Source organism: Paeniglutamicibacter sp. NPDC012692 (assembly GCF_042901625.1).
Classification (GTDB): domain Bacteria; phylum Actinomycetota; class Actinomycetes; order Actinomycetales; family Micrococcaceae; genus Paeniglutamicibacter.
The window spans coordinates 778,713-802,424 of the sequence record NZ_JBIBDE010000002.1 but is presented as its reverse complement, the minus strand read 5'-3'; the positions used below and the strand labels follow the sequence as shown (position 1 = coordinate 802,424).

The 23,712-nt window shown below is 59.7% G+C and carries 22 protein-coding genes and 2 tRNA genes; 9 read left to right on the top strand and 15 right to left on the bottom strand.

Annotated elements, in window-relative coordinates; translation table 11 throughout:
* Positions 1–49: 49 nt before the first annotated feature.
* Positions 50–958, bottom strand: coding sequence for a LysR family transcriptional regulator ArgP (locus ACFY5D_RS11785; RefSeq protein WP_387529566.1), 909 nt, complete (start codon positions 956–958; stop codon positions 50–52).
* Positions 959–1,029: 71 nt separating this feature from the next.
* Between ACFY5D_RS11785 and ACFY5D_RS11780 the strand changes: the two genes are divergently transcribed.
* Positions 1,030–1,647, top strand: coding sequence for a LysE/ArgO family amino acid transporter (locus ACFY5D_RS11780; RefSeq protein ID WP_387529563.1), 618 nt, complete (start codon positions 1,030–1,032; stop codon positions 1,645–1,647).
* Here the strand turns inward: ACFY5D_RS11780 and ACFY5D_RS11775 are convergent.
* The 3 genes from ACFY5D_RS11775 to ACFY5D_RS11765 all read right to left on the bottom strand — a co-directional run bounded on the left by ACFY5D_RS11775 (position 1,640) and on the right by ACFY5D_RS11765 (position 4,874).
* Complete coding sequence (locus ACFY5D_RS11775; RefSeq protein ID WP_387529560.1) at positions 1,640–2,644, bottom strand: GNAT family N-acetyltransferase; 1,005 nt, start codon at positions 2,642–2,644, stop codon at positions 1,640–1,642. The genes ACFY5D_RS11780 and ACFY5D_RS11775 overlap by 8 nt on opposite strands.
* A 588-nt stretch (positions 2,645–3,232) precedes the next feature.
* A complete protein-coding gene (locus tag ACFY5D_RS11770; protein WP_387529557.1) occupies positions 3,233–3,868 on the bottom strand; it encodes a rhomboid family intramembrane serine protease in 636 nt (211 codons plus the stop codon).
* Positions 3,869–4,328: 460 nt separating this feature from the next.
* Complete coding sequence (locus tag ACFY5D_RS11765; RefSeq protein ID WP_387529554.1) at positions 4,329–4,874, bottom strand: peptidylprolyl isomerase; 546 nt, start codon at positions 4,872–4,874, stop codon at positions 4,329–4,331.
* Between the two features lie 161 nt (positions 4,875–5,035).
* On the opposite strand from ACFY5D_RS11765, the gene ACFY5D_RS11760 reads away from it, so the two are divergent.
* Positions 5,036–6,037 (top strand): hypothetical protein, encoded by a 1,002-nt coding sequence (locus ACFY5D_RS11760; protein WP_387529552.1) that lies wholly within the window; start codon positions 5,036–5,038, stop codon positions 6,035–6,037.
* A 187-nt stretch (positions 6,038–6,224) separates the two neighbouring features.
* Here the strand turns inward: ACFY5D_RS11760 and ACFY5D_RS11755 are convergent, their stop codons facing one another.
* The 11 genes from ACFY5D_RS11755 to dnaA form a co-directional block, all read right to left on the bottom strand.
* Positions 6,225–7,109 (bottom strand): DMT family transporter, encoded by an 885-nt coding sequence (locus tag ACFY5D_RS11755; protein WP_387529549.1) that lies wholly within the window; start codon positions 7,107–7,109, stop codon positions 6,225–6,227.
* Between the two features lie 108 nt (positions 7,110–7,217).
* Positions 7,218–7,290, bottom strand: a tRNA-Ala gene (locus ACFY5D_RS11750).
* An 8-nt stretch (positions 7,291–7,298) separates the two neighbouring features.
* Positions 7,299–7,415 carry a DLW-39 family protein gene (locus tag ACFY5D_RS11745; RefSeq protein WP_387529546.1) on the bottom strand — a complete coding sequence of 39 codons (117 nt, stop codon included), beginning with the start codon at positions 7,413–7,415 and terminating at the stop codon, positions 7,299–7,301.
* Positions 7,416–7,456: 41 nt separating this feature from the next.
* Positions 7,457–7,530: transfer RNA gene (locus ACFY5D_RS11740), tRNA-Ile, on the bottom strand.
* A 121-nt stretch (positions 7,531–7,651) separates the two neighbouring features.
* Positions 7,652–8,260: a DUF3566 domain-containing protein gene (locus ACFY5D_RS11735; RefSeq protein WP_387529543.1), complete on the bottom strand. Its 609-nt coding sequence runs from the start codon at positions 8,258–8,260 to the stop codon at positions 7,652–7,654.
* Positions 8,257–10,947 (bottom strand): DNA gyrase subunit A, encoded by a 2,691-nt coding sequence (gene gyrA / locus ACFY5D_RS11730; RefSeq protein WP_387529540.1) that lies wholly within the window; start codon positions 10,945–10,947, stop codon positions 8,257–8,259. Before gyrA ends, ACFY5D_RS11735 begins: the two co-directional genes overlap by 4 nt.
* 59 nt (positions 10,948–11,006) lie before the next feature.
* Entirely contained in the window at positions 11,007–13,100 is a 2,094-nt protein-coding gene (gene gyrB, locus ACFY5D_RS11725; protein WP_387529537.1) for a DNA topoisomerase (ATP-hydrolyzing) subunit B, read from the bottom strand.
* A gap of 258 nt (positions 13,101–13,358) precedes the next feature.
* Complete coding sequence (locus tag ACFY5D_RS11720; RefSeq protein ID WP_210001863.1) at positions 13,359–13,844, bottom strand: DciA family protein; 486 nt, start codon at positions 13,842–13,844, stop codon at positions 13,359–13,361.
* 59 nt (positions 13,845–13,903) lie between these two features.
* Entirely contained in the window at positions 13,904–15,106 is a 1,203-nt protein-coding gene (recF, locus tag ACFY5D_RS11715) for a DNA replication/repair protein RecF (protein WP_387529534.1), read from the bottom strand.
* A 156-nt stretch (positions 15,107–15,262) separates the two neighbouring features.
* Entirely contained in the window at positions 15,263–16,393 is a 1,131-nt protein-coding gene (gene dnaN, locus ACFY5D_RS11710) for a DNA polymerase III subunit beta (protein ID WP_387529531.1), read from the bottom strand.
* An 826-nt stretch (positions 16,394–17,219) separates the two neighbouring features.
* The gene (dnaA, locus tag ACFY5D_RS11705; protein ID WP_387529528.1) at positions 17,220–18,632 is read right to left on the bottom strand and encodes a chromosomal replication initiator protein DnaA; all 1,413 of its coding nucleotides are present in this window, start codon (positions 18,630–18,632) and stop codon (positions 17,220–17,222) included.
* A 500-nt stretch (positions 18,633–19,132) separates the two neighbouring features.
* On the opposite strand from dnaA, the gene rpmH reads away from it, so the two are divergent.
* From rpmH to ACFY5D_RS11670, 7 genes are all read left to right on the top strand, one after another.
* Positions 19,133–19,270, top strand: coding sequence for a 50S ribosomal protein L34 (rpmH, locus tag ACFY5D_RS11700; RefSeq protein WP_003800212.1), 138 nt, complete (start codon positions 19,133–19,135; stop codon positions 19,268–19,270).
* A gap of 75 nt (positions 19,271–19,345) precedes the next feature.
* Positions 19,346–19,714 carry a ribonuclease P protein component gene (gene rnpA / locus ACFY5D_RS11695; protein WP_387529525.1) on the top strand — a complete coding sequence of 123 codons (369 nt, stop codon included), beginning with the start codon at positions 19,346–19,348 and terminating at the stop codon, positions 19,712–19,714.
* Positions 19,698–20,057, top strand: coding sequence for a membrane protein insertion efficiency factor YidD (yidD, locus tag ACFY5D_RS11690; RefSeq protein WP_387529522.1), 360 nt, complete (start codon positions 19,698–19,700; stop codon positions 20,055–20,057). The genes rnpA and yidD overlap by 17 nt, the downstream gene beginning before the upstream one ends.
* A gap of 15 nt (positions 20,058–20,072) precedes the next feature.
* On the top strand, positions 20,073–21,038 hold the full coding sequence (gene yidC / locus ACFY5D_RS11685) for a membrane protein insertase YidC (protein ID WP_387529519.1): 966 nt from the start codon (positions 20,073–20,075) through the stop codon (positions 21,036–21,038).
* 2 nt (positions 21,039–21,040) lie between these two features.
* On the top strand, positions 21,041–21,586 hold the full coding sequence (locus ACFY5D_RS11680; RefSeq protein ID WP_387529516.1) for a protein jag: 546 nt from the start codon (positions 21,041–21,043) through the stop codon (positions 21,584–21,586).
* Between the two features lie 24 nt (positions 21,587–21,610).
* The gene (gene rsmG / locus ACFY5D_RS11675) at positions 21,611–22,252 is read left to right on the top strand and encodes a 16S rRNA (guanine(527)-N(7))-methyltransferase RsmG (protein WP_387529513.1); all 642 of its coding nucleotides are present in this window, start codon (positions 21,611–21,613) and stop codon (positions 22,250–22,252) included.
* A 65-nt stretch (positions 22,253–22,317) separates the two neighbouring features.
* Positions 22,318–23,445, top strand: coding sequence for a ParA family protein (locus ACFY5D_RS11670; protein ID WP_387529510.1), 1,128 nt, complete (start codon positions 22,318–22,320; stop codon positions 23,443–23,445).
* Positions 23,446–23,712 lie beyond the last annotated feature (267 nt).

The following is a 23,712-nucleotide window of genomic DNA, read 5'->3' as shown; positions in this document are numbered from 1 at the left end:
GGTTCAGCCTAGGTCCGCTTGTTACTAATAGGTAGATTATTGGTCGCTGTTACGTTGGTGCCATCAAACCGGCACTCCCTGCGGCAGCGATGACCAAGTCCGTCAACGTATCGAGCGCACGAGACGGAATTTTCCAACGTTGCCAATACAGCTGGATCCGGCTTTCCCATTCGGAGTTTATAGGAAGCAGGGAATCGTCCTTGGGGTCCTGGATCTCGGGGATCATGCCCCAGCCCAGCGAAGCGGCAACTGCAGCGACGTATTGCCGCGAATCCGGCACGAAGTGCTCCACCGGGACACCCTGGCGTGCACTTCCCGTCAGGGTCCTCAGCAAAGACAGCTGCAGGTCATCGTTCCTGTCGAAATTGACCATTGGTGCCGCGGCCAGTTCATCGACGGGATCAATTCCCGGGAGCCATTTCCGGATAAAGTCGGCCGAGGCCATCGCACGGTATGACATGGCCCCGAGTGGCTCCGACGAGCATCCCTGCACCGGTGTGGACTTAGTGGTGACCACGCCCATGACTTGGCCTGAGCGCAGCAATTCCGTGGAATGCGCTTCGTCGTGCCGCAAGATCTCACAGGCTACGAGGTCCTGATTCGCCAATCCGTGGAGCACAGGGGTGAACCAGCTCGCGAGGGAATCTGAGTTCACCGCAATGCTGACCTTCGAAGGCGGCAATGACAGTGATTCGTCCTGAGACATCCGAAGTTGTCGCCGGGCCTCGGCGGACAGGAGTTCGGTCTCACGGGCCAGACGCAGCAACACATCACCACTGGAAGTGGGTTTGATGGGCCGCGAGCGAATGAACAGCACGCTTCCCACCTGCTTTTCCAAGCCCTTCAAGCGCTGGCTCACTGCCGACGCGGTGACGTTGAGTTCGCGCGCGGCACGTTCCAGCGTGCCGGCCTCGAGGACCGTCTTGAAGGTTCGGAGTTGTTCGGCGGAGAAGTCCATACTAAGGAATTCTAATGAAGGATAAGAATAATTAGTTCGACATCCGATAGGTGCTCCCATAAATTCAATGGGTGACTCTATTTCCTTTGCTTACCGGTCTTGCCACTGGGCTCTCGCTGATTGTGGCCATCGGCGCACAAAACGCGTTCATCCTGCGGCAGGGCATACGCCGCGAACACGTGGGCGCCGCCGTGCTTATCTGCATGGTCTCGGACATCCTGCTCATTTTTGCCGGCATCGCGGGGCTCGGGGCACTGCTCGGCGTGGCGCCTTGGTTCATCACGGTGGCGCGACTCGGGGGAGCGGGATTCCTTGTTGTCTATGCAATCTTTGCTGCCCGGCGCGCACTCAATCCGCAGGCGCTGACCCCGGTCGCCGATGACTCAGGCAGCACGCTGCGCGCAGTCGTGCTCACAACACTTGCACTCACCTGGCTGAACCCCCATGTCTATCTCGACACGGTGGTTCTGTTGGGGTCTATCGCCGCAGCACAGGGTCCTTCGGGCCGCTGGCTGTTCGGCGCGGGCGCGGCGCTTGGCAGCATTGCATGGTTCAGCGCACTCGGGTACGGCGCCCGCTACCTGCGCGGGTTTTTTGCAAGCCCACTGTCGTGGCGCATCCTAGATGGCATCATCGCCGTCATCATGTTGGCCCTGGCAGTGACCTTGCTGCTTCCGGTATTCACATAGGCCCTAAGCTTGGGCACGATGTTTCAGCGGCCTGAAGGATGACCTTCCGGTACATGGTGCCCGTCCTCGTAACTGAGAAGCCCAGCCTTTCATATACGCTCACCGCCCCGGTTGGGCTCTGGGCGTCAACACTCAACCCAACCTCGGTAAAGCCATCAGCCAGGGCCGCGGCAATGACATCAGACATCAGCCATCCGGCGTATCCCCTCCCGCGGGACCCCCGTGCGGTGCCGACGCGGGCCACATACAACTTGTTTGGGACCCATTCCGAGCTAAGGACATAAGACAACACCGTCGGTCTAAGGCCGCCTGGTTGCTCCTCAACCAATATTCGGGAGCATTCCGCCCGGAACGTCCGGGCTGACGTCATTGCTTCCCATTCCTCAGCCGTCTTTGGTGTGGATCCCCAGTGGTCCGCAAATGCTTCGTTGTCGAGCAAGCGAATTTCCTCCGCCCATTCGGGGGAGTATGGAAACACGGCCAGGGAATCATTTACCCAAAGATCCGTGACTGATTTCCGAAAACCTTCTGCTTTGACGGTCATGTCTTGAAAAAACCGGGCCGGCGCATAGCCCCGGGCTTCGGCCAAGGCACCGGCGCCGTGTCCCGGGGTGTTTCCCCACATGTCGACTGCGGCTGGGGCGCCGGGATGTAGCTGTGCAGACTTTTGCCTGGCGCGGGACTCCATGATGTCCATCAGTCTTGTGCCCACGCCCTGGCGACGATAATCGAGATGGACACCACCGGTAATTGATACGCGGGAAAGTCCTTCGCGCAGCTGGTGCCCCACACGCAGCTGGGCATATCCCACGAGCCTGTTGGCATCCCACACCGCCACGGTGTCGAGTTCCGGCTCCATTCCCGGTTCGTGCAGCTCCTCGAGCAGATCCTCGGCTTCATAGAACTCGTCGGTGCGATCCACAACGGCGAGGTGGTTGGTTAGCTCAGCCCAGGCCTGAACATTCTCGTTTCGAATCCAGTCATAGAGCAGGTTCAACGCTGTTCCCTTTCAATGTCGTCCACCGTGGGATTTGCACCGCATGGAGTCGATTCAAGCTATCGCACCTTCCGCGTCCGCCAAAGAGGATTCCACGGAAACCTGAAGATCGATACCCTGACGAAAACAAGTACGCGTCGACGCACTGTGCACAGAAGTTATCCACAACTGGGGATAAGGCTGTGGGTTATGTCGCATGAAGGCCGAAATTTCCCGGAGCGGCGGCGAGTGCGCACTATCCAAACCCCTGGCCGCGAGTTATTAACACTGTGGACAAGGTGTGTGGAAAACGGATTGCACCAGGGTGGTGAGCGTTAATTTTCCGCGAGTTCTCGCGGACTAGGTCATACTTTCGAACATTCCGCCATGGATCGAGCTACATTCGGAACGCCGATCGATGCACAGGTTGTGCACTAAGTTATCCACAGCTGTGGATGAAATTGTGCATACTGGGGCGAATCTCTCATTGCACGCTCGGAATCTGCGTCATTGCGGCGCGATAACCCCCTGCTGGACACGTGAATTACACCGGTGTGAGTTATTAACAATGTGGATAACGCCTGTGGAAAGCTTTTCGAATCCGCCCCGCTACGACAGCGGCAGTCGAATGTTTGCAGCTCCCCAAAAAGTCATGGCAACTAGGAGCAATACCACGATTGAAAGTCCTGCCCATTGCATCAGCGAGCGATGCGCACCCTTGGGCGCGTATGCAAAGATCCCTGCGCAGGCCGCCCCGAGAACCAGACCGCCCACGTGGGCTTCCCAGGCTATGCCCGGGATGACGAATCCGATCACCAGGTTTATGGCAACCAGGACGGCAACTTGGACCACAGGGATTCCGCGCGATCTCAACAGAACGAACATGGCGGCAAAGAGGCCAAAGACCGCACCCGAGGCTCCAACAACGGAGACCAGAGGGTTTGCTATCAGCAGGACGGCGACTGATCCGCCCAGGGCCGATATCAAATAGAGCGCAAGGAATCTCGACCGGCCCAGCATCGGTTCGAGTACCCGGCCACATATATACAGGGCATACATGTTGAACGCGATGTGACCGATGAAATTGGGGGAGTGCGCGAATGCCGAGGTCAGCATGCGCCACGGTTCGGCAGGAGCATAGGGGCTGGTGAAAATACCCGCATACATGAGTTCGTTGGTCAGCCCGGAGATCAGCATCTGCAGGCCGAACACCACGACATTGATTCCGATGAGTACGTATGTCACCAATGGCCTGCCATCTGTGGCCTTGCCGCCAAACACTGTCCGTGTCGTCGGAATGTTGCGGTTCGCCTCTCGCACGCAATCCACACACTGTGTCCCCACTGCCGCAGTCACCTGGCATTCAGCGCAAACAGGGCGACCGCACCGTTGGCAGGTCACATAGGAGATGCGGTCCGTATGCCGGGGGCATACCGGGGGTGAGAGGGCCGGGTCTTGGTTGGAAAGTCCATACGACATGGAATGATTCTCCTGCTTGTTTACGGTCATCGGCCCTAAGAAGGGTCAATATCCATCCTGCCCCATGAAACTTGGAAGCTTGGTCTACTAAGCACCCATGGGGGGTGCCTCCCGGCGGCATGGGGCTAAGACAAAGCGGCTCCGCATACCCACACGCTGAAGCGAGATTGGTATGCGGAGCCGCCAGGAATCTTGACGCAGAAACCTCTACGTCAACATCGAATCTTTAGAGCTCGACAATGTCGATGCTGGAGATAACAACATCTTCCAGCGGCTTGTCGCGGCCATCGGTGGCGATGGCGTTGAGTGCGTCAACGACCTTGCGTGATTCGGCGTCGGTGACGTCGCCGAAAATGGTGTGCTTGCCCTGCAGCCAGGTGGTCGGTACCGAGGTGATGAAGAACTGGGAACCGTTGGTGCCCTTGCCCATCTGGATTCCGGCGTTGGCCATGGCCAGCTTGTACGGCTCGCGGAAGTCAAGGTCCGGGTTGATTTCGTCGTCGAAACGGTAGCCCGGGCCGCCGATGCCCTGGCCCAGCGGATCGCCGCCCTGGATCATGAAGTCAGCGATGATGCGGTGGAAGATCGTTCCGTTGTACAACGGGGTGTTGACCTTCTCTTCGCCGCTCTGCGGGTCGTTCCAGGTCTGCTCACCGGTGGAAAGTCCGATGAAGTTCTTGACGGTCTTCGGGGCGTGGTTGCCGAAGAGGTTGACGACGATGTCGCCCAAGTTGGTGTGGATGGTCGCGGTATGCGTAGGGATTGCAGTCATAAAGTCATTCTTCCACGAGCCCTGCAAGCCCGTAAACGAATGGCTACGCGCTCAGTGAACACCAGTACATGCCATGGATATATGCCTCGGCGGCAATGGCTGGATGCGTTCACACGTCGTAGGCTAGGACGAAGCTACCGAAACGATCAAAGGGGTTCACTATGAAGTCAGAACGTATCGCTCGAGACTTTGGTGAAAGCGTTGCAACAAGCGCCGAACATGCACTGGACTGGGCAGCGCCCAAGATAGACACCGCTGTTAAGTGGGCTGTTCCACGCATTGAGAAAGGCATCGAGACGGCCTCCCCAAAGATCCAGGAAGGCCTCAGCTGGGCCGCGCATGAACTCTCGGAAACAGTCGCAAAAGTAACCCCACTGTTGCAGGAGTCCCTTGAACGAGTGGGCCCCAAGATTACTGCCGCAATCGATGAAGCCACTCCACGGGTGCAAAAGGCTGTTGACCGCGCCACTCCCGCGTTGAGCGAAGCCATGGACAAAGCGGCCCCGGCCTTGAACCACGCCCGCGAAGTGGTTCTGAACGAGTACATTCCTGCGGCAAATGAAAAGATCAGCCAGGCCGCCCAGTTCACCGCCCGCAAGATTGAAGAGGCCCAGATTCCTGCCGCCTTGAACAGCCTTGCGGAGTCGCTGACCCCTGAGCCGGAAACCATTGAACGAGTGCAGCAGGCAGCGACAGTTGCCATTGAGACGACAGCCAAGGAGCTAGAAAACGTGCAGAAACCAGCCAAGAAGAAAAAAGGCCTGCTGATCTTCGCAATCATCGCTGCGGCCGGCACTGCCGCAGTAGCCGCATGGCGGGCCTCTAAGCCCATTGACGATCCTTGGAAGACTCCGGCTCCCGTGGAGCCGACGACCGTGCGCGCAAACGTCGCGACGGAGACGCCCGCCTCCGTCAATGAAGTTCGCGAACAGGTTGCAAAGTCTGCGGCCGAAGCCAAGGACAAGGCCGAAGACGCCATCAAGGAAGCAACGGACGAAGCAAAGGAAACCCTTGAATCCGTCAAGGAAGAACTGACCGAGGCGGCAAGCGCGGCTAAACACAAGGCCGAAGAAGCCGTCTCTGCCGTCGAGGAAAAGGTCACCGAGGTTGTTTCCGGTATCAAATCCGATACTCCCAAGCCCTCGCCGCGCCCGAAGAAATAGGCGTACAGACGGAAAATTGAAGCAGGGCGGTATGTTTGGCGAATTTCAGGGAGATTCGCGAAACATACCGCCCTGCTTCTTTCTCTGGCGGGCATTTTCTGGACAAGGAACCCGAAACAGCCCATTCAGGTATGTGCAGTCGCAGGCAATAGGGCCTGCGAGCCCTTCAAGGCCCCTTGGAGTGGCGCTAACGGGCCTTTGTGGGGGTCTTTGGCAGCATCCGTCCTTGGCCGCGTACAACCAATACCAAGCCTGCAAGGATGATGCCCAAGCCAAGTGCAGTTCCGGCGGGTAGGTTCTGGCCCAGGAAAAGGGCTGCCAGCAATGCGGCACCCGGGATTTCCAACAAGATGAGGGTCGAGACGGTCAATGGACCCAGGCTGGAAACCAGGTGGTTGAATGCCGAGTGCCCCAGCACCTGTGAGACCAGCGCCAACGCCAGGATCCCGATCCATCCCCTTACATCGAATCCCCAGACCGGGGCGCCGAATATCAGGCAGATGGCCAGGAGGACGATCGATGTCATGCCATAGCAAAGCGTCGTGTATGTGCTCGTGGTCATGGTTGCCCGGGCCTTTGCCCCCGCCAGGGTGTAGGCCGCGGCAAGAATGCCGCCGGCAAGCGCCAGCACATCGCCGATCAGCGCTTCACTGCCCGAACCAATATCGAATCCCGTCATGACCAACACCCCGGCGAAGGCTAGTAGGACCCCCGCGCCCACCTGCCAACCGTATTTCGTTCCCCGCAAGGACTGGAACAACGCGATCCAGGCGGCTTGCAGGCACACCAACGCGGTGGCTGCCGCAACGGTAGTCATTCGGATGGCTGTCATGAAGCAAACAAAATGCAGCGCCAGCGAGACGGCTGCAACCGCGCTCCATCCCCATTCTCGGCGCCTGAGGCGACCAAACGACCGTGGATCCGACGCCACGGCAGGGACGGCCATGACGGCCGTACCGATGGCGTTGCGCCACAAGGCCATGGAAAGGGCCGGAACGGTTGGGAAGGCTGCAATGATCGGCCCCGAAGCGGAAACTCCGAGGATGCCGACGATTGCAAGAAGAATACTCACGAGTCCCACTCTATGGATCCGGCGGCCGCTCTTGAACGCGGGCCCGGGGCGGATTGGTCCTGAACATGCAAAAGGCCCGGAACATTTGTTCCGGGCCTTTTGTTGCTGTGGAGACTAGGGGGGTCGAACCCCTGACCTGAAGCTTGCAAAGCTACCGCTCTACCAACTGAGCTAAGTCCCCGTATGAATTCATAATACCTTATCGGTACCATGTCTCCAGCTGGCCTTATCGGCCGATGATTCCTTCAGTTTACGATAGCCTATTATGCCAGCGGCTATTGCCACCAACACCAGAAGTTTCCGCATGGGACACTTCCTTTCACCTACCGTACGGATGAGGGAATCCGTGGGCGTACCTGGACTTGAACCAGGGACCTCTTCGTTATCAGCGAAGCGCTCTAACCGCCTGAGCTATACGCCCTCTTTGTTCCCGCTGGGAACGAGATAAAACTTTACATGAGGAATGGCCAAAGAAACAAATCGGCCCCCGGGTCGACTTCAACGAAGTGTCCCGAGGGCCGGATTCTAGGCATTTTTGACGATTAATCGTCGGTCAAAGTCACGCCAATTCCGCCAACAAGCGTCGACGAGAGGTTGTAAAGCACTGCCGCAAGCATCGAAAGCACTGTGAGTAATACCACATTCACCACGGCGATGATGGTGGCGAAGGAGGCAACCTGGCCCAATGATGCGATCTTCGTGAGGTCGAAGTCCGATTCGGTTCCGATGACCTCGCGCAGCAAGCCGTTGATGCTGTTGAAGATGCCGGTCAGGTCCAGGACGGACCAGAAGACGACCGATGCGACAACGGTAACGATGCCAAGTGCCACCGAAAGCAGGAACGCCATCTTCAGGACCGACCAGGGGTCGACCTTGGAGATCAGCAGGCGGGCCTTGCGGACCTTGGCCTTCGGTGCGGGACGCACCAGCTGCTGCGGCTGCGGGCGGGCACCCGACGCTCCGGCGGGGCGCTGCCCTGCGGGACGCGGGGCGGAGCCGGCAGGGCGCGGGGCGCCGGCCGGACGCTGTGCCGTTCCGGGACGCGGTGCTCCGCCTGCCGGACGGGGTGCGCCTACTGGGGTCTGTCGTGGCGCTGCGGGACGGGTGCCACCAGTGCCGCCCGCCGGGCGGGGGGTATTCGGGGTGCTCACGCGTTACCTCCGTCGTTGGTGGCCTCGTCGTTTTGCTCAAGGTTTTCCTGATTTTCCGCCGGGTTATCTTCGCCCGATGGAGCCTCGGAGGCCGTTTCTTGTGTCTTTTCCGCGTTCAACGGTACTGCATCTTCCTCGGTGTTCTCTCCGAGTCCGCGTTCGGTGTTCTTTGCCACCGCGATGATGCGGTCCTTCTTGTCGGGCTTGGCAAAGATGACGCCCATGGTGTCGCGGCCCTTGGCCGGAACCTGGTTCACGTCGGAACGGACGACCTTGCCGCCCTCCATGACGACGAGAACTTCGTCCTCGTCGTGCACGATCAGCGCGCCGACCAAATCGCCGCGTTCCTCGGCCAGCTTGGCGACCTTGATGCCGATGCCGCCGCGGGACTGGACCCGGTATTCCTCGACGCTGGTGCGCTTGGCGTAGCCGCCCTCCGTGACGACAAACACATAGGAATCCTCGGTGACGACGTCGGCCGCCAGCAATTCGTCCTCGTCGCGGAACTTCATGCCGGTCACGCCGGAGGTGGCGCGGCCCATCGGGCGCAGCGCCTCGTCGGTGGCCGTGAAGCGCACCGACTGGCCCTTGCGGGAAACCAGCATCAGGTCGTCGGTCTCGGAAATCAGCTGTGCGGAGACGAGCTCGTCGCCCTCGCGCAGGTTGATGGCGATGACGCCGGCCGAACGGTTGGTGTCGTAGTCCGCCAGGCGGGTCTTCTTCACCAGGCCGTTGCGGGTGGCCAGCACCAGGTACGGGGCCTGCTCATAGTCGCGCAGGTCCAGCACCTGGGCGATGTGCTCGTCCGGCTGGAAGGCCATCACGTTTGCCACGTGCTGGCCCTTGGCGTCGCGGCCTGCCTCGGCAAGCTCGTAGCACTTGGTGCGGTACACGCGGCCGTGGTTGGTGAAGAACAACAGCCAGTTGTGCGTGGTGGTGACGAAGAAATGCTCGACGACGTCGTCCCCGCGCAGCGCGGCGCCCTTGATGCCCTTGCCGCCGCGGTGCTGCGAGCGGTAGTTGTCCGAGCGGGTGCGCTTGACGTAGCCGCCGCGGGTGATCGTGACGACCATTTCCTCTTCGGGGATCAGGTCCTCGACGCTCATGTCGCCGTCGTAGCCCATGAGCACCTTGGTGCGGCGGTCGTCGCCGTGCTTCTCGACGATCTCGGCGAGTTCCTCGGAGATGATGGTGCGCTGGCGCTGCGGGTCGGCGATGATCGTCTTGAATTCGGCGATCATGCCCTCGAGCTCGGCGTGGCGGTCCTGGATCTTCTGGCGTTCCAGGGCTGCCAGGCGGCGCAGCTGCATGTCGAGGATGGCGCGGGCCTGGAGCTCATCGATCGACAGCAGTTCCATCAGCCCGTCGCGTGCCGCGTCGGTGGTGGGGGAACGGCGGATCAGCGCGATGACCTCGTCGAGCGCATCCAGCGCCTTGAGCAGGCCGCGCAGGATGTGCGCCTCCTCCTCTGCCTTGCGCAGGCGGAAGGCGGTGCGGCGGATGATGACTTCCATCTGGTGGGTCACCCAGTGGCGGATGAACGCATCCAGCGAGAGCGTGCGCGGCACGCCGTCGACGATCGCGAGCATGTTCGCGGAGAAGTTGTCCTGCAGCTGCGTGTGCTTGTACAGGTTGTTCAGCACGACCTTGGCCACGGCGTCGCGCTTGAGCACGATCACCAGGCGCTGGCCGGTGCGGCCGGAGGTCTCGTCGCGCAGGTCGGCGATGCCGGTGATCTTGCCGTCCTTGACCAGCTCGGCGATCTTCACGGCGAGGTTGTCCGGGTTGGCCTGGTAGGGCAGCTCGGTGACCACCAGGCAGGTGCGGCCCTGGAGTTCCTCGACAGAAACCACGGCGCGCATGGTGATGGAACCGCGGCCGGTGCGGTAGGCGTCGGCGATGCCCTTGGTGCCCAGGATCATGGCGCCGGTCGGGAAGTCGGGACCCTTGATGCGCAGCATCAGTTCCTCGAGCAGCTCCTCGCGGCCGGCCTCCGGGTTCTCCAGGTACCACTGGACGCCGGAGGCGACCTCGCGCAGGTTGTGCGGCGGGATGTTGGTGGCCATGCCCACGGCGATGCCGGAGGAGCCGTTGACCAGGAGGTTCGGGAAACGCGCCGGCAGGATCGTCGGTTCCTGGTTCTTGCCGTCGTAGTTGTCCTGGAAGTCGACGGTGTCCTCGTTGATGTCGCGGACCATTTCCATGGCCAGCTGCGACATCTTGGTTTCCGTGTAACGCGGGGCGGCGGCGCCGTCGTTGCCGGGGGAGCCGAAGTTGCCCTGGCCCAGCGCCAGCGGGTAGCGCATGGTCCAGTCCTGGATCAGGCGCACCAGCGCATCGTAGATGGCGGTGTCGCCGTGCGGGTGGTACTGGCCCATGACCTCGCCGACCACGCGGGCGCACTTGTTGTAGGAGCGCTCCGGGCGGTAGCCGCCGTCGTACATCGCGTAGATCACGCGGCGGTGCACGGGCTTCAGGCCGTCGCGCACGTCCGGCAGCGCGCGGCCCACGATGACCGCCATGGCGTAGTCAAGGTAGGAGCGCTGCATCTCGGTCTGCAGGTCGATCTGGTCGATCTTGTCGTGGCCGGCGGGAACGGCCACGGCGTCGTCGATCACCGCGCCCTCAACGATTTCCTCGTTGGCGCCGGCGCCGTCCTGCGGGTTTTCGGGAGTCTGATCGCTCATCGATTTCTTCCTCTAGTCAAAAGTCTGTGTGTGAACGCGGGGGAGTGGCGGGATCCGGACTAGATGTCCAGGAAGCGCACGTCCTTGGCGTTCTGCTGGATGAAGTTTCGACGCGATTCGACGTCCTCGCCCATCAGCACGGAGAAGATCTGGTCCGCGGCGGCGGCGTCGTCCACGGTGATCTGGCGCAGCGTGCGGTGCTCGGGGTCCATGGTGGTGTCCCAGAGTTCCGAGTAGTCCATCTCGCCCAGGCCCTTGTAGCGCTGGATGCCGTTGTCCTTGGGCAGGCGCTTGTTCTTCGCCGCGCCGGTGGTCAGCGCGTGGTCGCGCTCCTTGTCCGAGTACACGTACTCGTGCGGGGAGTTGGACCACTTGATGCGGTACAGCGGCGGCATGGCCAGGTACACGTAGCCGTTTTCGATCAGCGGGCGCATGAAGCGGAAGAGCAGGGTCAGCAGCAGCGTGGTGATGTGCTGGCCGTCGACGTCGGCATCGGCCATCAAGACGATCTTGTGGTAGCGCAGCTTGGCCATGTCGAATTCCTCGCCGATGCCCGTGCCGAACGCGGTGATCATCGACTGGACCTCGCTGTTGCCCAGTGCGCGGTCCAGGCGGGCGCGCTCGACGTTCAGGATCTTGCCGCGCAGCGGCAGGATGGCCTGGGTGTGCGGGTTGCGTCCGCGCTTGGCCGAGCCGCCTGCGGAGTCGCCCTCCACGATGAAGACCTCGCACTCGGAGGGGTTCTTCGAGGAGCAGTCCGACAGCTTGCCGGGCATGCCGAAGGATTCCAGCGGGGACTTGCGGCGGGCGTTGTCGCGGGCCTTGCGCGCGGCCAGGCGTGCCTGGGAGGCGAGCTGGGCCTTGCGGATGATGTCGCGCGCGGTGTTCGGGTTGCGCTCGAGCCAGTCGCCGAGTTCCTCGTTGACCACGCCCTGGACGAAGCCCTTGGCGATCGAGTTGCCGAGCTTGGTCTTGGTCTGGCCCTCGAACTGCGGCTCGGAAAGCTTGACGGAGATGACGGCGGTCAGGCCCTCGCGGATGTCGTCGCCGGTGAGGTTCTCGTCCTTTTCGCGCAGGATGGTCTTCTCGCGGGCGTAGCGATTGATCAGCGAGGTCATCGCGGCGCGGAAGCCCTCTTCGTGGGTGCCGCCCTCGTGGGTGTTGATGGTGTTCGCGTAGGTGTGGACCGACTCCGAGTAGGCGTTGGTCCACTGCATGGCGACCTCGACGCTGATGCCCTTGGTGGTGTCCTCGGATTCGAAGGCGATGACGTCCTCGTGGACGAGTTCGACCTTCTTGGAGGAGTTCAGGTGCTTGACGTAGTCGAGCAGGCCGTCCTTGTAGAGGTAGTCGACGACGCGGTGCTTCGGGGTGGCGTCGTTGATCTCGTCTTCTTCGGTGGCGATCTCGTCGGCGTCGACGGCAAGCGTGCGCTCGTCGGTGAGCGTGATGCGCAGGCCCTTGTTCAGGAAGGCCATCTGCTGGAAGCGGGCGCGCAGCGTCTCGAAGTCGAACTCGACGGTCTCGAAGATGGAGGCGTCCGGGTAGAACGTCTGCGTGGTGCCGGTGGCTTCGGTGGCTTCGCCCTTGACCAAGGTGCCCTGCGGCTTGCCGCCGTCGGCGAAGGACATGTGCCAGGCGCTGCCCTGGCGGCGGATCTCGGTCTCGACGCGCGAGGACAGCGCGTTCACGACGGAGATGCCCACGCCGTGCAGGCCGCCCGAAACGGCGTAGCCGCCGCCGCCGAACTTGCCGCCGGCGTGCAGGATGGTCATGACGACCTCGACCGTGGGCTTGCCCTCGGTGGGGTGGATGTCCACGGGGATGCCGCGGCCGTTGTCCTCGACACGGACACCGCCGTCGGCCTGCATGTTGATCTTGATGTGGTCGCAGTGGCCGGCTAGGGCCTCGTCGACCGAGTTGTCCACGACTTCGTAGACAAGGTGGTGAAGCCCGCGCGGTCCGGTGGAACCGATGTACATGCCCGGGCGCTTGCGAACAGCCTCGAGCCCCTCAAGGACCGTGATGTCTTGGGCGCCGTAGGTGTGTTCCACCCGTCCACTGACGCTATCTTCAGGTTGCTCGGCCGCGGGTGCTGCGCTGCCTTCGACGGAATCGATTGGTTCCTGGGGTGTGGTGTTATCGGTAGACACAGGTGCTACAGACTCCTCAAACAGTGGAAGGCCGAACACCGGAGGTGCCCGATCGTGAACCAGCGTCTCGCCCGCGCGGGGAAACGCTCTGCTCTCGATTCTACCGTGTGGCACCAAATTTTCCGGGCATTGACCACCCACAACATGCTGTAAATGGCCACCAAATGCGCATAGGAACGATCATTTCATCCTTAAACGGGTGGGTATGTACCCCGAGGCCTCCCGGAGCGCCAGTGAGCCAGCTACGCGCTTCGGGTTTTAGCCGTAGGTGTCGCGCGGACCGCGGCCCTTGACGCTGCGTCCGCCGTGGCGCCAGCTCGGTGCGGTGGGGCCGATGACCCGGATGACCGTGATCACGCCCTGCCCGAGTTCCTTGTCGAAGTGCTTGAGCAGTTCGTGGGAGAGCAGGCGCATCTGGGTGGCCCAGGTCGTCGAGTCGCAGCGCACCACCACGGTGGAATCCTCGAAGGACTCCGGGGTGCAATGCTCGGCGATCTGCGGGCCGACGAGCTCGGCCCAGCGCGAGAGCACCGAACCGACGGCGACCGGGGCGCTCCACCCGCGGTCGCGCACGATCTTGCCAAACAGGTTTCCGATTTCCTGCGGATCGCGCCCGTCCGAGTACTTTGCGGGTGCGCTGCTGGCCTTGCGGCGTTGCTTTCGCGCGGCGGCGTTTTCCTCGAACTTTGCGGCCTTGGCTGCATCGATCCGCGCTTCGCCGCGGCTCTGCGCCGCCTCGCGCATCCTGTTGAGGATGGCGCGCGATGCGTCGAGGGCCTCAGGCTTGTGCGGATCTTGCTCGCTCACGAGTGGACCTGGCCCGGGCTGACCTTCAGGAAGGTTCCGCCGAGTTCCTCGGGAACGTCCCCGGCGACCGCGGCGGTGACGATGACCTGTTCGGCCCCGGCGACGATCGATGCCAGGCGGCTTCGGCGGGTGGCGTCCAGCTCGGCAAACACGTCGTCGAGGATCAGGATCGGTCCGGCACCGGGGCGCGGATCGTCCTGGCCGAACACCTTGTAGGCGGCCAGCCGCAGGGCAAGGCACAACGACCAGGTCTCGCCGTGCGATGCGTAGCCCTTGGCGGGTGCGGAACCCAAACGCAAAAGGACGTCGTCGCGGTGGGGGCCGACCAGGGTGATTCCGCGTTCCAGTTCCTTGCCGCGCTTCTTGAGCAGCGCCGCAATGAACATTTCCTCGAGTTCGGGCTGGGTCGCATCCAACAGCGCGGACGGGGCAACCAGGTTCGGATCTGTTTCGGCAACGGTGTCCGGGTTTGGCGCGGATTCCTCGTCGAAATCGTCGACGATCGTCGATTGGTAGAACGCAGATGCGGTCTTGTTGGCGTCGGCGAGGGATGCGTACGCGGCGGCCATGTAGGGGGACAGCAATTCCAGCATGTCCAACCGCCCGCGCAACAGCCTTGCCCCGGTCTGGGCCAGGTGGGTATCCCACACGTCGAGGGTCGATTCGTGTGCGGTGGAGAGTTTTCCGCCGGCACGTGCCGATTTCAGCAAGGCGTTGCGTTGCTTGAGCACCCGTTCGTAGTCGCCGCGAGTTGCGGCCTCTCCAGGGCGCAGCGCAACCAGCAATTCGTCGAGGAACCTGCGGCGGTTCGAGGGATCTCCCTTGACGAGTGCAAGGTCTTCCGGGGCGAAAAGGACGGTGCGGACGATGCCGAGGATTTCGCGGGCACGGACCGGATTCGCCCGGTTGATGCGTGCCCTGTTGGTCTTGCCGGCGGTGATTTCGACTTCGAGCGTGGTGACCTGCTTTGCCCGATGAATGCGTGCCCGGACAAGGGCCCTTTCGGTCCCGAAACGCAGCAGCGGGCCGTCGTTCGTGACGCGGTGCGAGGACAGGGAAGCCAGGTAGCCGATGGCCTCGACGATGTTTGTTTTCCCGACACCGTTGGAACCGACCAGGACATTGGTGCCGGGCCCCAGCTCTACATCGGCTTGCGCATACGAGCGAAAGTCGGTGAGAGAGACATGTGAGATGTACACCTGGACGTCCTGCTATGAGATCGCACACCCCAGCGGGGATGGTCGGATGATGAAACGTGAATTGTCACTAAAAAGTGTGTTCGACCGCCCCGGTTGGAGCGATCGTGGAGCGGTCGAACACGTGACCACGTGGCGGGAAGATTCCCGCGAGGTGATCTAGTTGGGCAAGTTTGGAAGGCGAACCGGCATGACCAGGTAGCGGTATTCGTCGCTGTCAGATCCGTCGAGGGAAGACTGTGCGGTCATCATCGCCGGCTTGGGTGCGCTGGTGAACGAGAAACGAACGAATTCGCTGTTGAATGCGTTCAGGCCCTCACTCAAGTATGCGGGATTGAACGCGACGGTGATTTCTTCGCCGTCGATCTGCGCCTCGATCGATTCCTCAGCCTGGGCGTCTTCGCCGGTTCCTGCGTCCAGCGAGAGCTGTCCGCCGGTGAAGGATAGCCGAACGGGTGTGTTGCGTTCTGCAACGACTGCGACACGACGAACGGCTTCAACCAAGTCAGAGGTGCGTACGGTTGCGTGGATCGGAGTATTTTCGGGGAAGAGCGAACGAATCTTTGGGTAGTCGCCATCCACCAACAGGGAGGTGGTGCGGCGGTTTCCGCTTTCGAACCCAATAAGTTCGTTACCTTCGCCCAAGGCGATTTTCAATTCACCAGCCGCGCCCAGAGTCTTGGCAACTTCGTTCAGGGTCTTTGCCTTGACCAGCGCGGAGGTGGAAATTCCGGCCTGTGCCGGCTTCCAGCGAACTTCGCGCATGGCCAGACGGTAGCGGTCGGTTGCAAGGAAAGTGATCAGGTCATCTTCGATTTCCATCTTCACGCCGGTGAGGATGGGAAGGGTGTCATCCTTCGAGGCAGCGACGATGACCTGGTTGATTGCGTGGGCAAAGGCTTCGCCGTCGACAACGCCAGTGACTTCCGGGAGAACAGGAAGTTCCGGGTATTCGGTCACTGGCATGGTTGCCAAGTGGAAGCGGCTTCGGCCACACGACAGCGTGACTTTGGTGCCGTCGGTTTCAAGAGTTGCAGTCGACTGCGGCAAGCTACGGCAAATTTCTGCCAGCAACTTTCCCGAAACGAGGATCGTACCTTCCTCGGCGACGTCGGCTGCGATCTCGAGGTGCGCGGAGATCTCGTAGTCAAAACCAGCCAGTGACACCGTGCCGTTGGCAGCCGTGATCAAGATTCCGGAAAGCACCGGAGAAGGCGGACGTTGGGAGAGTGAACGGGCGGTCCAGGATACGGCTTCGGCCAATACATCCTTTTCAACGCTGAACTTCACGAAGTGGTCCGCCTTTCACGACGAAGTCGACAGTACTTGAAAGCAAGCTTAGCGGTTCCCTTGGGACAGGAATAACGAACCGCGGAGCTCTCAAAGTGGTGGGGTGATGCGTTGTCTCACGTTTTCGGGCAACGAATCTTGTGCCCGAACGACAACATGGAGTTTGAGCTTACCGGCTTTTAAGTCTCGACGCTCTTGGATGCGCAGTTTTTTGGATTGTGAGCATAACGTCCTCCGCGAAGGGAGTCGGAGCTCACTATCGAGGGTTCTCCGGATTCCCCGTAGACAGCGCTTGGGGCGAAGCCTCGAATGTTGTGAACCGATTCATTTCACGACGAAAGCTTGTTGGGTCCAGGGCAGGAAACCAGTGGACCAAATTTTCCGTTTGGAATCCGATCCAAAAACTAGGCCCGAGATTTGTTCAGCATCGGCTGTCGGATCTTTCGCCTTCGCTTCGCCGGCATTCCGGTTGAGGTCCTCCGGCGAAGTTCCAATTTTCGTCCCAAAAAGTCCTTTGGGCGTCGTTTCGTCGGATGGGGGCAAAACAGGTCTTGTTATTTGGATGAAGTAGAAATTTGGGGTTAGTAGTGTTAATAACCCCTGTGGATACTGTGGATAAGCCCGCTAGCCCGCGAGGGTGCACCGATTATGCATGTGCACAACATGTGATTGGGCGTGACACTGAGTCTCACAACCCCGTGGACAACTTTCCGCGTGATTTAAGGGATCCACAGCTTGGGAGGTAGTTATCCGCAGGCTTGACGGGGTAGTCCACTTAATGATCCACAGCTTTATCCACACCTGTGGTTAAAGACTTTTCGGTTGGTTAGCCCTCGCGCTGCCGTTGCTTGATGCGGTTGGTCAATTCGGTGACCTGGTTGAAAATGGCGCGGCGTTCGGCCATGAGTTCGCGAATCTTGCGGTCCGCATGGATCACCGTGGTGTGGTCGCGCCCGCCCAGTTCCTGCCCGATCTTCGGCAGGGACATGTCAGTCAGTTCGCGAAGCAGATACATTGCAATCTGTCGGGCGGTCACCAGGGTTCGCGTCCGGGATTTGCTGTTGAGCTCTTCGATCGTGAGGTTAAAGTACTCGGCGGTCTGCGCAACGATGGTCGCCGGGGTGATCTCTTGGGCGCCTTCATCGGTGATCAAGTCCTTGAGCACAGTTTCGGCCAGGCTCATGTCGACGGACTGGTTGTTCAGCGATGCAAAGGCCGTCACTCGAATCAGTGCGCCTTCAAGCTCACGGATATTCGTGGAGATTTTTGACGCGATGTATTCCATGACCTCGTCCGGAGCCGAGAGATTCTCCGCATTGGCCTTCTTACGCAGAATGGCAATGCGGGTTTCAAGCTCTGGCGGCTGAATATCGGTCAGCAGACCCCACTCGAAACGTGAACGCATGCGGTCTTCAAAGCCGGCCAATTGCTTGGGCGGCAGGTCCGAAGTAATCACAACCTGCTTGTTGTGATTGTGCAGCGCATTGAACGTGTGGAAGAACTCTTCCTGGGTGGCGTCCTTGTTGGCCAAGAACTGAATGTCGTCAATAAGCAAGATATCCACGTTGCGGTAGGTCTGCTTGAAGCTGGCACCTTCATCGTCGCGGATGGAGTTGATGAAGTCGTTGGTGAACTCTTCAGAATTTACGTAGCGGACGCGAATTCCGTTGTAGAGGTGCCGGGCGTAGTGGCCGATTGCGTGCAACAGGTGGGTCTTGCCAAGTCCGGAATCACCATAGATGAACAGCGGGTTGTATGCCTTCGCCGGCGCTTCGGCAACGGCAACGGCTGCTGCATGGGCAAAACGGTTCGATGAGCCGATGACAAAGGTGTCAAAAATGTATTTGGGGTTCAGCCGGCCGAATTCCTGGGAATTCGACGGGGGAGCTGGCTGTGGCAACGCGTCGCTGATGCGGGCCTTGGGAACAGGAGGCTGTTCGACAGGCGGAACGACCACTTCTTCGGGGATCAGATCTGAGTCAATGCTGAATGCGCATCGAATGTCGGATTGGAAGACCAACTTCAGCGATTCTTCCAACGGCTCCTTGAGCTGGGTCTGGAGAACATCGCGGGTCAATTCGTTGGGAACTGCCAGCAAGAGGGTAGAACCAATGAGCCCCTGTGGCTGAGCCAGAGCGGCGAAGGCACGCTGCATAGGAGTAACGCGGTCATCCTGTTCGATGTGGCGTACTACCTGGCGCCAGGAACTACCGACGCTATTCGACTCGTCCGTGCTCATATTTTGGCCCCTTCAATCAAATTCGACGACCAAACGGTCGACGAATGGGGACTATAACTACGGAACCCCAACGAATAGATTCTAACGGTCATCCACAGCGTTATGCACAGTCGGTGGATAACTTGTGGTGGATAACGCATGGGAGCTTGCAAATCTGCGGATTTATAAGTAAATATTGAGTCCTAAGATGCGCGTGTCAGGTCTGCTTTTGATGCCGGAACGGTGATTATCAACCGCTGTATCCACAATTAAGATCACATTGTGCACAGGGTGTGTCAGGGCCGGCTTTGGCCCCAATTTGACGTACCTTCTCCGGCTCCCCTATCGTTGTGTAGTCCTATGTGTGCACTTTTGGCTCTGTTGACGCCTTCGAAATTCTTCTGAATCGCGAAAGCTCCCAACAATCCATGAGGCGCCACCGAATACGAGCGTCGGCCTGTTCTTCCCTTTTTAGTAGCAACGGGTAAGGCGCATCACATGATCGTCTTGGAGTTACTACCGTGAGCAAGCGGACTTTTCAGCCGAATAACCGTCGTCGTGCCAAGAAGCACGGTTTCCGACTTCGTATGCGTACCCGTGCAGGCCGCGCCATCCTGGCAGCCCGCCGTGGCAAGGGCCGTACCGAACTTTCTGCATAACCATTAAGCACTACAGTCCTGAAATAGCGCAGGTTTTCGTGGGTTCTTTGTTTATCAGACACGACGCGTGACGTCGTGTTGCCAAAGAATCAACGACTGCGCCTTTCGCAGGACTTTACAGCCACTGTACGTTCCGGCGCCCGCACTGGGCGCCGGAACGTAGTGCTATATGCACGGGTTCGTACTGACGAACCCCAGGGCGATAACCGTTTTGGTTTCATCGTTTCCAAGGCCGTTGGCAATGCCGTGCACCGCAACCTCGTCAAGCGACGAATGCGTGCATTGGCCGCGCAGATTCCTGCGAACGCCAGCGGTCTCGATTTCGTGTTCCGGGCTTTGCCTGGCTCCTCCGAAATCGACTGGAACGAATTAAGCCAGCAGGTCTCTTCCGGACTTGAATCGGTTGTTCGCAAGGCAGGTGCCAAGCATGAAAAAGGACTCTAAACCCCGCACCGGGATTGTTTGGTTCCTGATCGATATCCCCAGGAACCTTCTCATTGGGTTCATCATGGTTTATCGAAAGATCATTTCGCCCGTCTACGGCGATGTTTGTCGATACTTTCCCAGCTGCTCGGCCTACGGCCTCGAAGCAGTGACGGTACACGGCGCTATCAAAGGCATCGGGCTAACGGTCTGGCGTGTCTTAAGATGTAATCCGTTTAGTCATGGCGGGATCGATTACGTTCCCGAAGGCAGACGGATTTGGCCAGAGGGCAAGACCCCAAAGATCATGGTGTTGAATCATCCTCCGATTCCCGCCGACGAAGACGCCGCAGATGCGGCCTGAGGAGCATGACCGGTAATGACAAACTTCTTTGACCTGATACTGAGCCCGTTTCGGTACGTAGTCTCGTGGATCCTGTGGGCCTTCCACGAACTGTTCTCCAAGATTGGCCTTGATCCGAATTCCGGTTGGACTTGGACGCTGTCCATCATCTTCCTGGTGCTGTTGATCCGTACCGCTTTGATCCCCGTCTTCGTCAAGCAGATCAAGGCGCAGCGTGCGATGCAGGCCCTGCAGCCTGACCTGCGCAAGCTTCAGGCCAAGTACAAGGGCAAGAAGGACCAGCTCTCGCAGCAGGCCATGATTGCCGAGCAGCGAGCGTTGTTCAAGAAGCACAAGACCAACCCGCTGTCTTCGTGCTTGCCGATGCTGATCCAGATGCCGTTCTTCTTCGCGTTGTTCACCGTATTGAACAACGCTTCCAAAGCCAGCGGCTCCAACCAGGGCATTGGTGCGCTTTCGGCCGATCACATCAAAAGCTTCGACCAGTCTTCGATTTTTGGCGCGCGTCTTTCTGACACCTTCCTGAATACGATCAACTCCGGCTCCCCGAGTGCCGCAGTGATCATTGTTGCCCTCATCATGATTCTGGCCATGACCGCTTCGCAGTTCATCACCCAGAAGCAGATCATGTCGAAGAACATGACCAAGGAGGCCCTCGAAGGCCCCTTCATGCAGCAGCAGAAGATCATGCTGTACATCCTTCCCCTCGTCTTCGGCGTCGGTGGCATCAACTTCCCGATCGGTGTCCTGATCTACTGGACCGCGACCAACCTGTGGACCTTGGGCCAGCAGTTCTACGTCATTCGGAACAACCCGACCCCGGGATCCCAGGCAGAGCGCGAACTCAACGAGCGCCGCGCCGCCAAGGGACTGCCCCCGCTGGGCCAGAAGAAGAGCGACGAAGCTGCCGCAGCCGCAATCGTCGAAGAACCCAAGGTGCAGCGCGTACAGCCACAGCGTAAGAACAGGAAGAAGAAGTAGCCATGAGCGATATTGATCAGAGCGTAGTTTCAGAGCCTGCAGGTACCGAAGTTGAAGAGCTTGAAGATGCTGTGAGCAGCATTGAAGAGGAAGGCGACATCGCCGCCGACTACCTCGAAGAACTACTTGATATTGCTGATCTCGATGGCGACATCGACATCGAAGTTCGTGGCGGACGCACTTACATTTCCATCGTCGGCGAAGCCGAGGACGAGAAGGCTCTTCAGCGGCTTGTCGGCTCCAACGGAGAGATCCTGGACTCCCTTCAGGAACTGACCCGCCTGGCCGTACTGACCGCCACGGGCAACCGTTCACGTCTTGTGCTGGACATTACCGGCTACCGTCAGGGCCGCGCCGGCGAACTCAAGAGCATCGCCGAAGCTGCAGTCCAGAAGGTCCGCGAGACGGGCGAGGAAGTACCTCTCGAACCGATGAGCGCGTACGAGCGCAAGCTGGTGCACGACTGCGTTGCGGCGCTTGGAATGCACAGCGAGTCCGATGGCGAAGGAAGCCGTCGCCACATCGTCGTTTCAAACGACGACGCCTAAGCACAGAATCAAGGAACTCTCTTTATGAGCAACGAAGTAGAACTTACAGCCGAGGAACGCCAGGCGGCCGAGACCGTATTTGGCGACCGACTGAGCCTTGCGGAGCGATACGTTCAGCACTTGGCGACTTCGGGCATGGAACGCGGCCTTCTGGGCCCGCGTGAAGTCCCACGGCTGTGGTCCCGCCATGTCTTGAACTGCGCGGTCGTTGCCAACCTGATTGACAAGGATGCCCACGTTGCAGACGTGGGCAGCGGCGCCGGTCTGCCAGGGCTCACTTTTGCCCTGGCCCGCGCCGACCTTGAGCTGACCCTTATCGAGCCGCTTGAACGTCGCTGCATCTGGCTGCACGAAGTCGTTGAAGATCTCGGCCTCGACAACGTCACGATCATGCGTGGCCGCGCCGAACAGGTTGTCGATCACGTGAACGCTGACTTTGCTACGGCCCGCGCGGTTTCGGCGCTGACAAATTTGGCCGGCCTGACAATTCCCCTGCTTCATGGCAAGGGCACCGTATTGGCAATCAAGGGTCGCTCGGCGGCCGAAGAAGTAGAAAAAGCCTCAAAGGTCATTCGCCGCTTGGGCGGCAAGAAGACCGAAGTTGTCACCGTCGGCGAAGACATTCTTGCCGAGCCGACCACCGTGGTACGTATCCACGTCGCCTAGCGCTTTAGCGATAGGCTGTATCAGGTGGCATAACGCCACCTACTGGGTTAGTAGAAAGAACCGTTTTGAAGCGAAGCGTCAACAAGATTCCACCGTTTGCAGCCCTTTTCGCTTCATTCAGTTCATCTGACAACAAAGAACAACCAGAAGAGATTGTTTTGTCTAAGGCAAGGCATGTTTCACGTGAAACAATTTTTTCAACGCATCTGGAACTGGATGCGGATGAAGCGGTTGAACTGACCGATTCCGATGGAGAGGACACAGTGGTGACGAGGGAACCTGCGCCAGCACCAAACGTTTTCGATACCACTGACGACAGCTCACCGCTTGCCAGCCAGCTGGCCAGTGAACACAAGCGCCGCGAGCGCTTGAGCAGCCGCAAGTTGCCCAAGCCGCCAACAACTCGGTACATGACTGTCAGTAACCAGAAGGGCGGCGTCGGAAAAACGACGACCACCGTCAATATCGCGGCAGCACTGGCAATCGCCGGACTGAACGTACTGGTGATTGATATCGACCCGCAGGGCAACGCCTCTACGGCCCTTGGCGTTGAACACCACGCTGATGTGGACAGCATCTACGATGTCCTGATCAATGATCTCCCGCTGTCGGATGTCGTTGCCCCATGCCCGGACATCGAGCACCTGACCGTCGCACCTGCGACCATCCACCTGGCCGGCGCGGAGATCGAACTGGTCTCTCTCGTGGCCCGTGAGCAGCGTCTGCGCAGGGCTTTGGACCAGTATGCCAAGTACCGCGAGACCAACGACATGGAACGTCTCGACTACGTTTTCATTGACTGCCCGCCAAGCCTCGGCCTACTCACCGTGAACGCCTTTGTTGCCGCGCGAGAAGTCCTGATTCCGATCCAGTGCGAGTACTACGCGCTGGAAGGCCTGAGCCAGCTTCTCAAGAACATCGAGATGATTCAGAAGCACTTGAATTCGGATCTGACGGTTTCGACGATCCTGTTGACGATGTACGACGGCCGCACCAACTTGGCAGCTCAAGTTGCCAGCGAAGTGCGCGAACATTTCCCGAACCAGGTCCTCCAAGCCTTGATTCCGCGAAGTGTGCGAATTTCGGAAGCTCCGAGCTACCAGCAAACCGTCATTACATATGACTCGAGTTCAACCGGCGCGCTTTCGTACTTGGAAGCAGCTGCTGAAATCGCGGAGCGCGCCAACCACTAATCTTTCACGAGGTCGTGCGGTCAAGTTTGTTGACTGCACGACCTCGAATTTTCTGAATGAGACGTGGATTTTACATAAACACTCAAGCCACGTTGTTTTGTTCAAGATTCTGACGAATCTTGATTCTAAGCACGTGTGGAGCTGCCCCTACCTGGGGTAGGGGCCCAAAGGCCACATTCGGGTGGTCCAAAAGGCCACACCCAAGAGCCGCGTCCAAAACTATCTATCGCTTACAAGTAGAATTGCCTTGAGTTCAAGGTAGCAATG

Bases quoted from the DNA above. Each gene is read 5' to 3' on its own strand.
- ACFY5D_RS11765 (WP_387529554.1), bottom strand. From the start codon at position 4,874: ATGACTGCAATCCCTACGCATACCGCGACCATCCACACCAACTTGGGC.
- ACFY5D_RS11745 (WP_387529546.1), bottom strand. From the start codon at position 7,415: ATGCGGAAACTTCTGGTGTTGGTGGCAATAGCCGCTGGCATAATAGGC.
- yidC (WP_387529519.1), top strand. From the start codon at position 20,073: ATGACAAACTTCTTTGACCTGATACTGAGCCCGTTTCGGTACGTAGTC.
- ACFY5D_RS11785 (WP_387529566.1), bottom strand. From the start codon at position 958: ATGGACTTCTCCGCCGAACAACTCCGAACCTTCAAGACGGTCCTCGAG.
- yidD (WP_387529522.1), top strand. From the start codon at position 19,698: ATGAAAAAGGACTCTAAACCCCGCACCGGGATTGTTTGGTTCCTGATC.
- rsmG (WP_387529513.1), top strand. From the start codon at position 21,611: ATGAGCAACGAAGTAGAACTTACAGCCGAGGAACGCCAGGCGGCCGAG.
- gyrA (WP_387529540.1), bottom strand. From the start codon at position 10,947: ATGAGCGATCAGACTCCCGAAAACCCGCAGGACGGCGCCGGCGCCAAC.
- ACFY5D_RS11720 (WP_210001863.1), bottom strand. From the start codon at position 13,844: ATGCGCGAGGCGGCGCAGAGCCGCGGCGAAGCGCGGATCGATGCAGCC.
- ACFY5D_RS11760 (WP_387529552.1), top strand. From the start codon at position 5,036: ATGAAGTCAGAACGTATCGCTCGAGACTTTGGTGAAAGCGTTGCAACA.
- dnaA (WP_387529528.1), bottom strand. From the start codon at position 18,632: ATGAGCACGGACGAGTCGAATAGCGTCGGTAGTTCCTGGCGCCAGGTA.
- ACFY5D_RS11680 (WP_387529516.1), top strand. From the start codon at position 21,041: ATGAGCGATATTGATCAGAGCGTAGTTTCAGAGCCTGCAGGTACCGAA.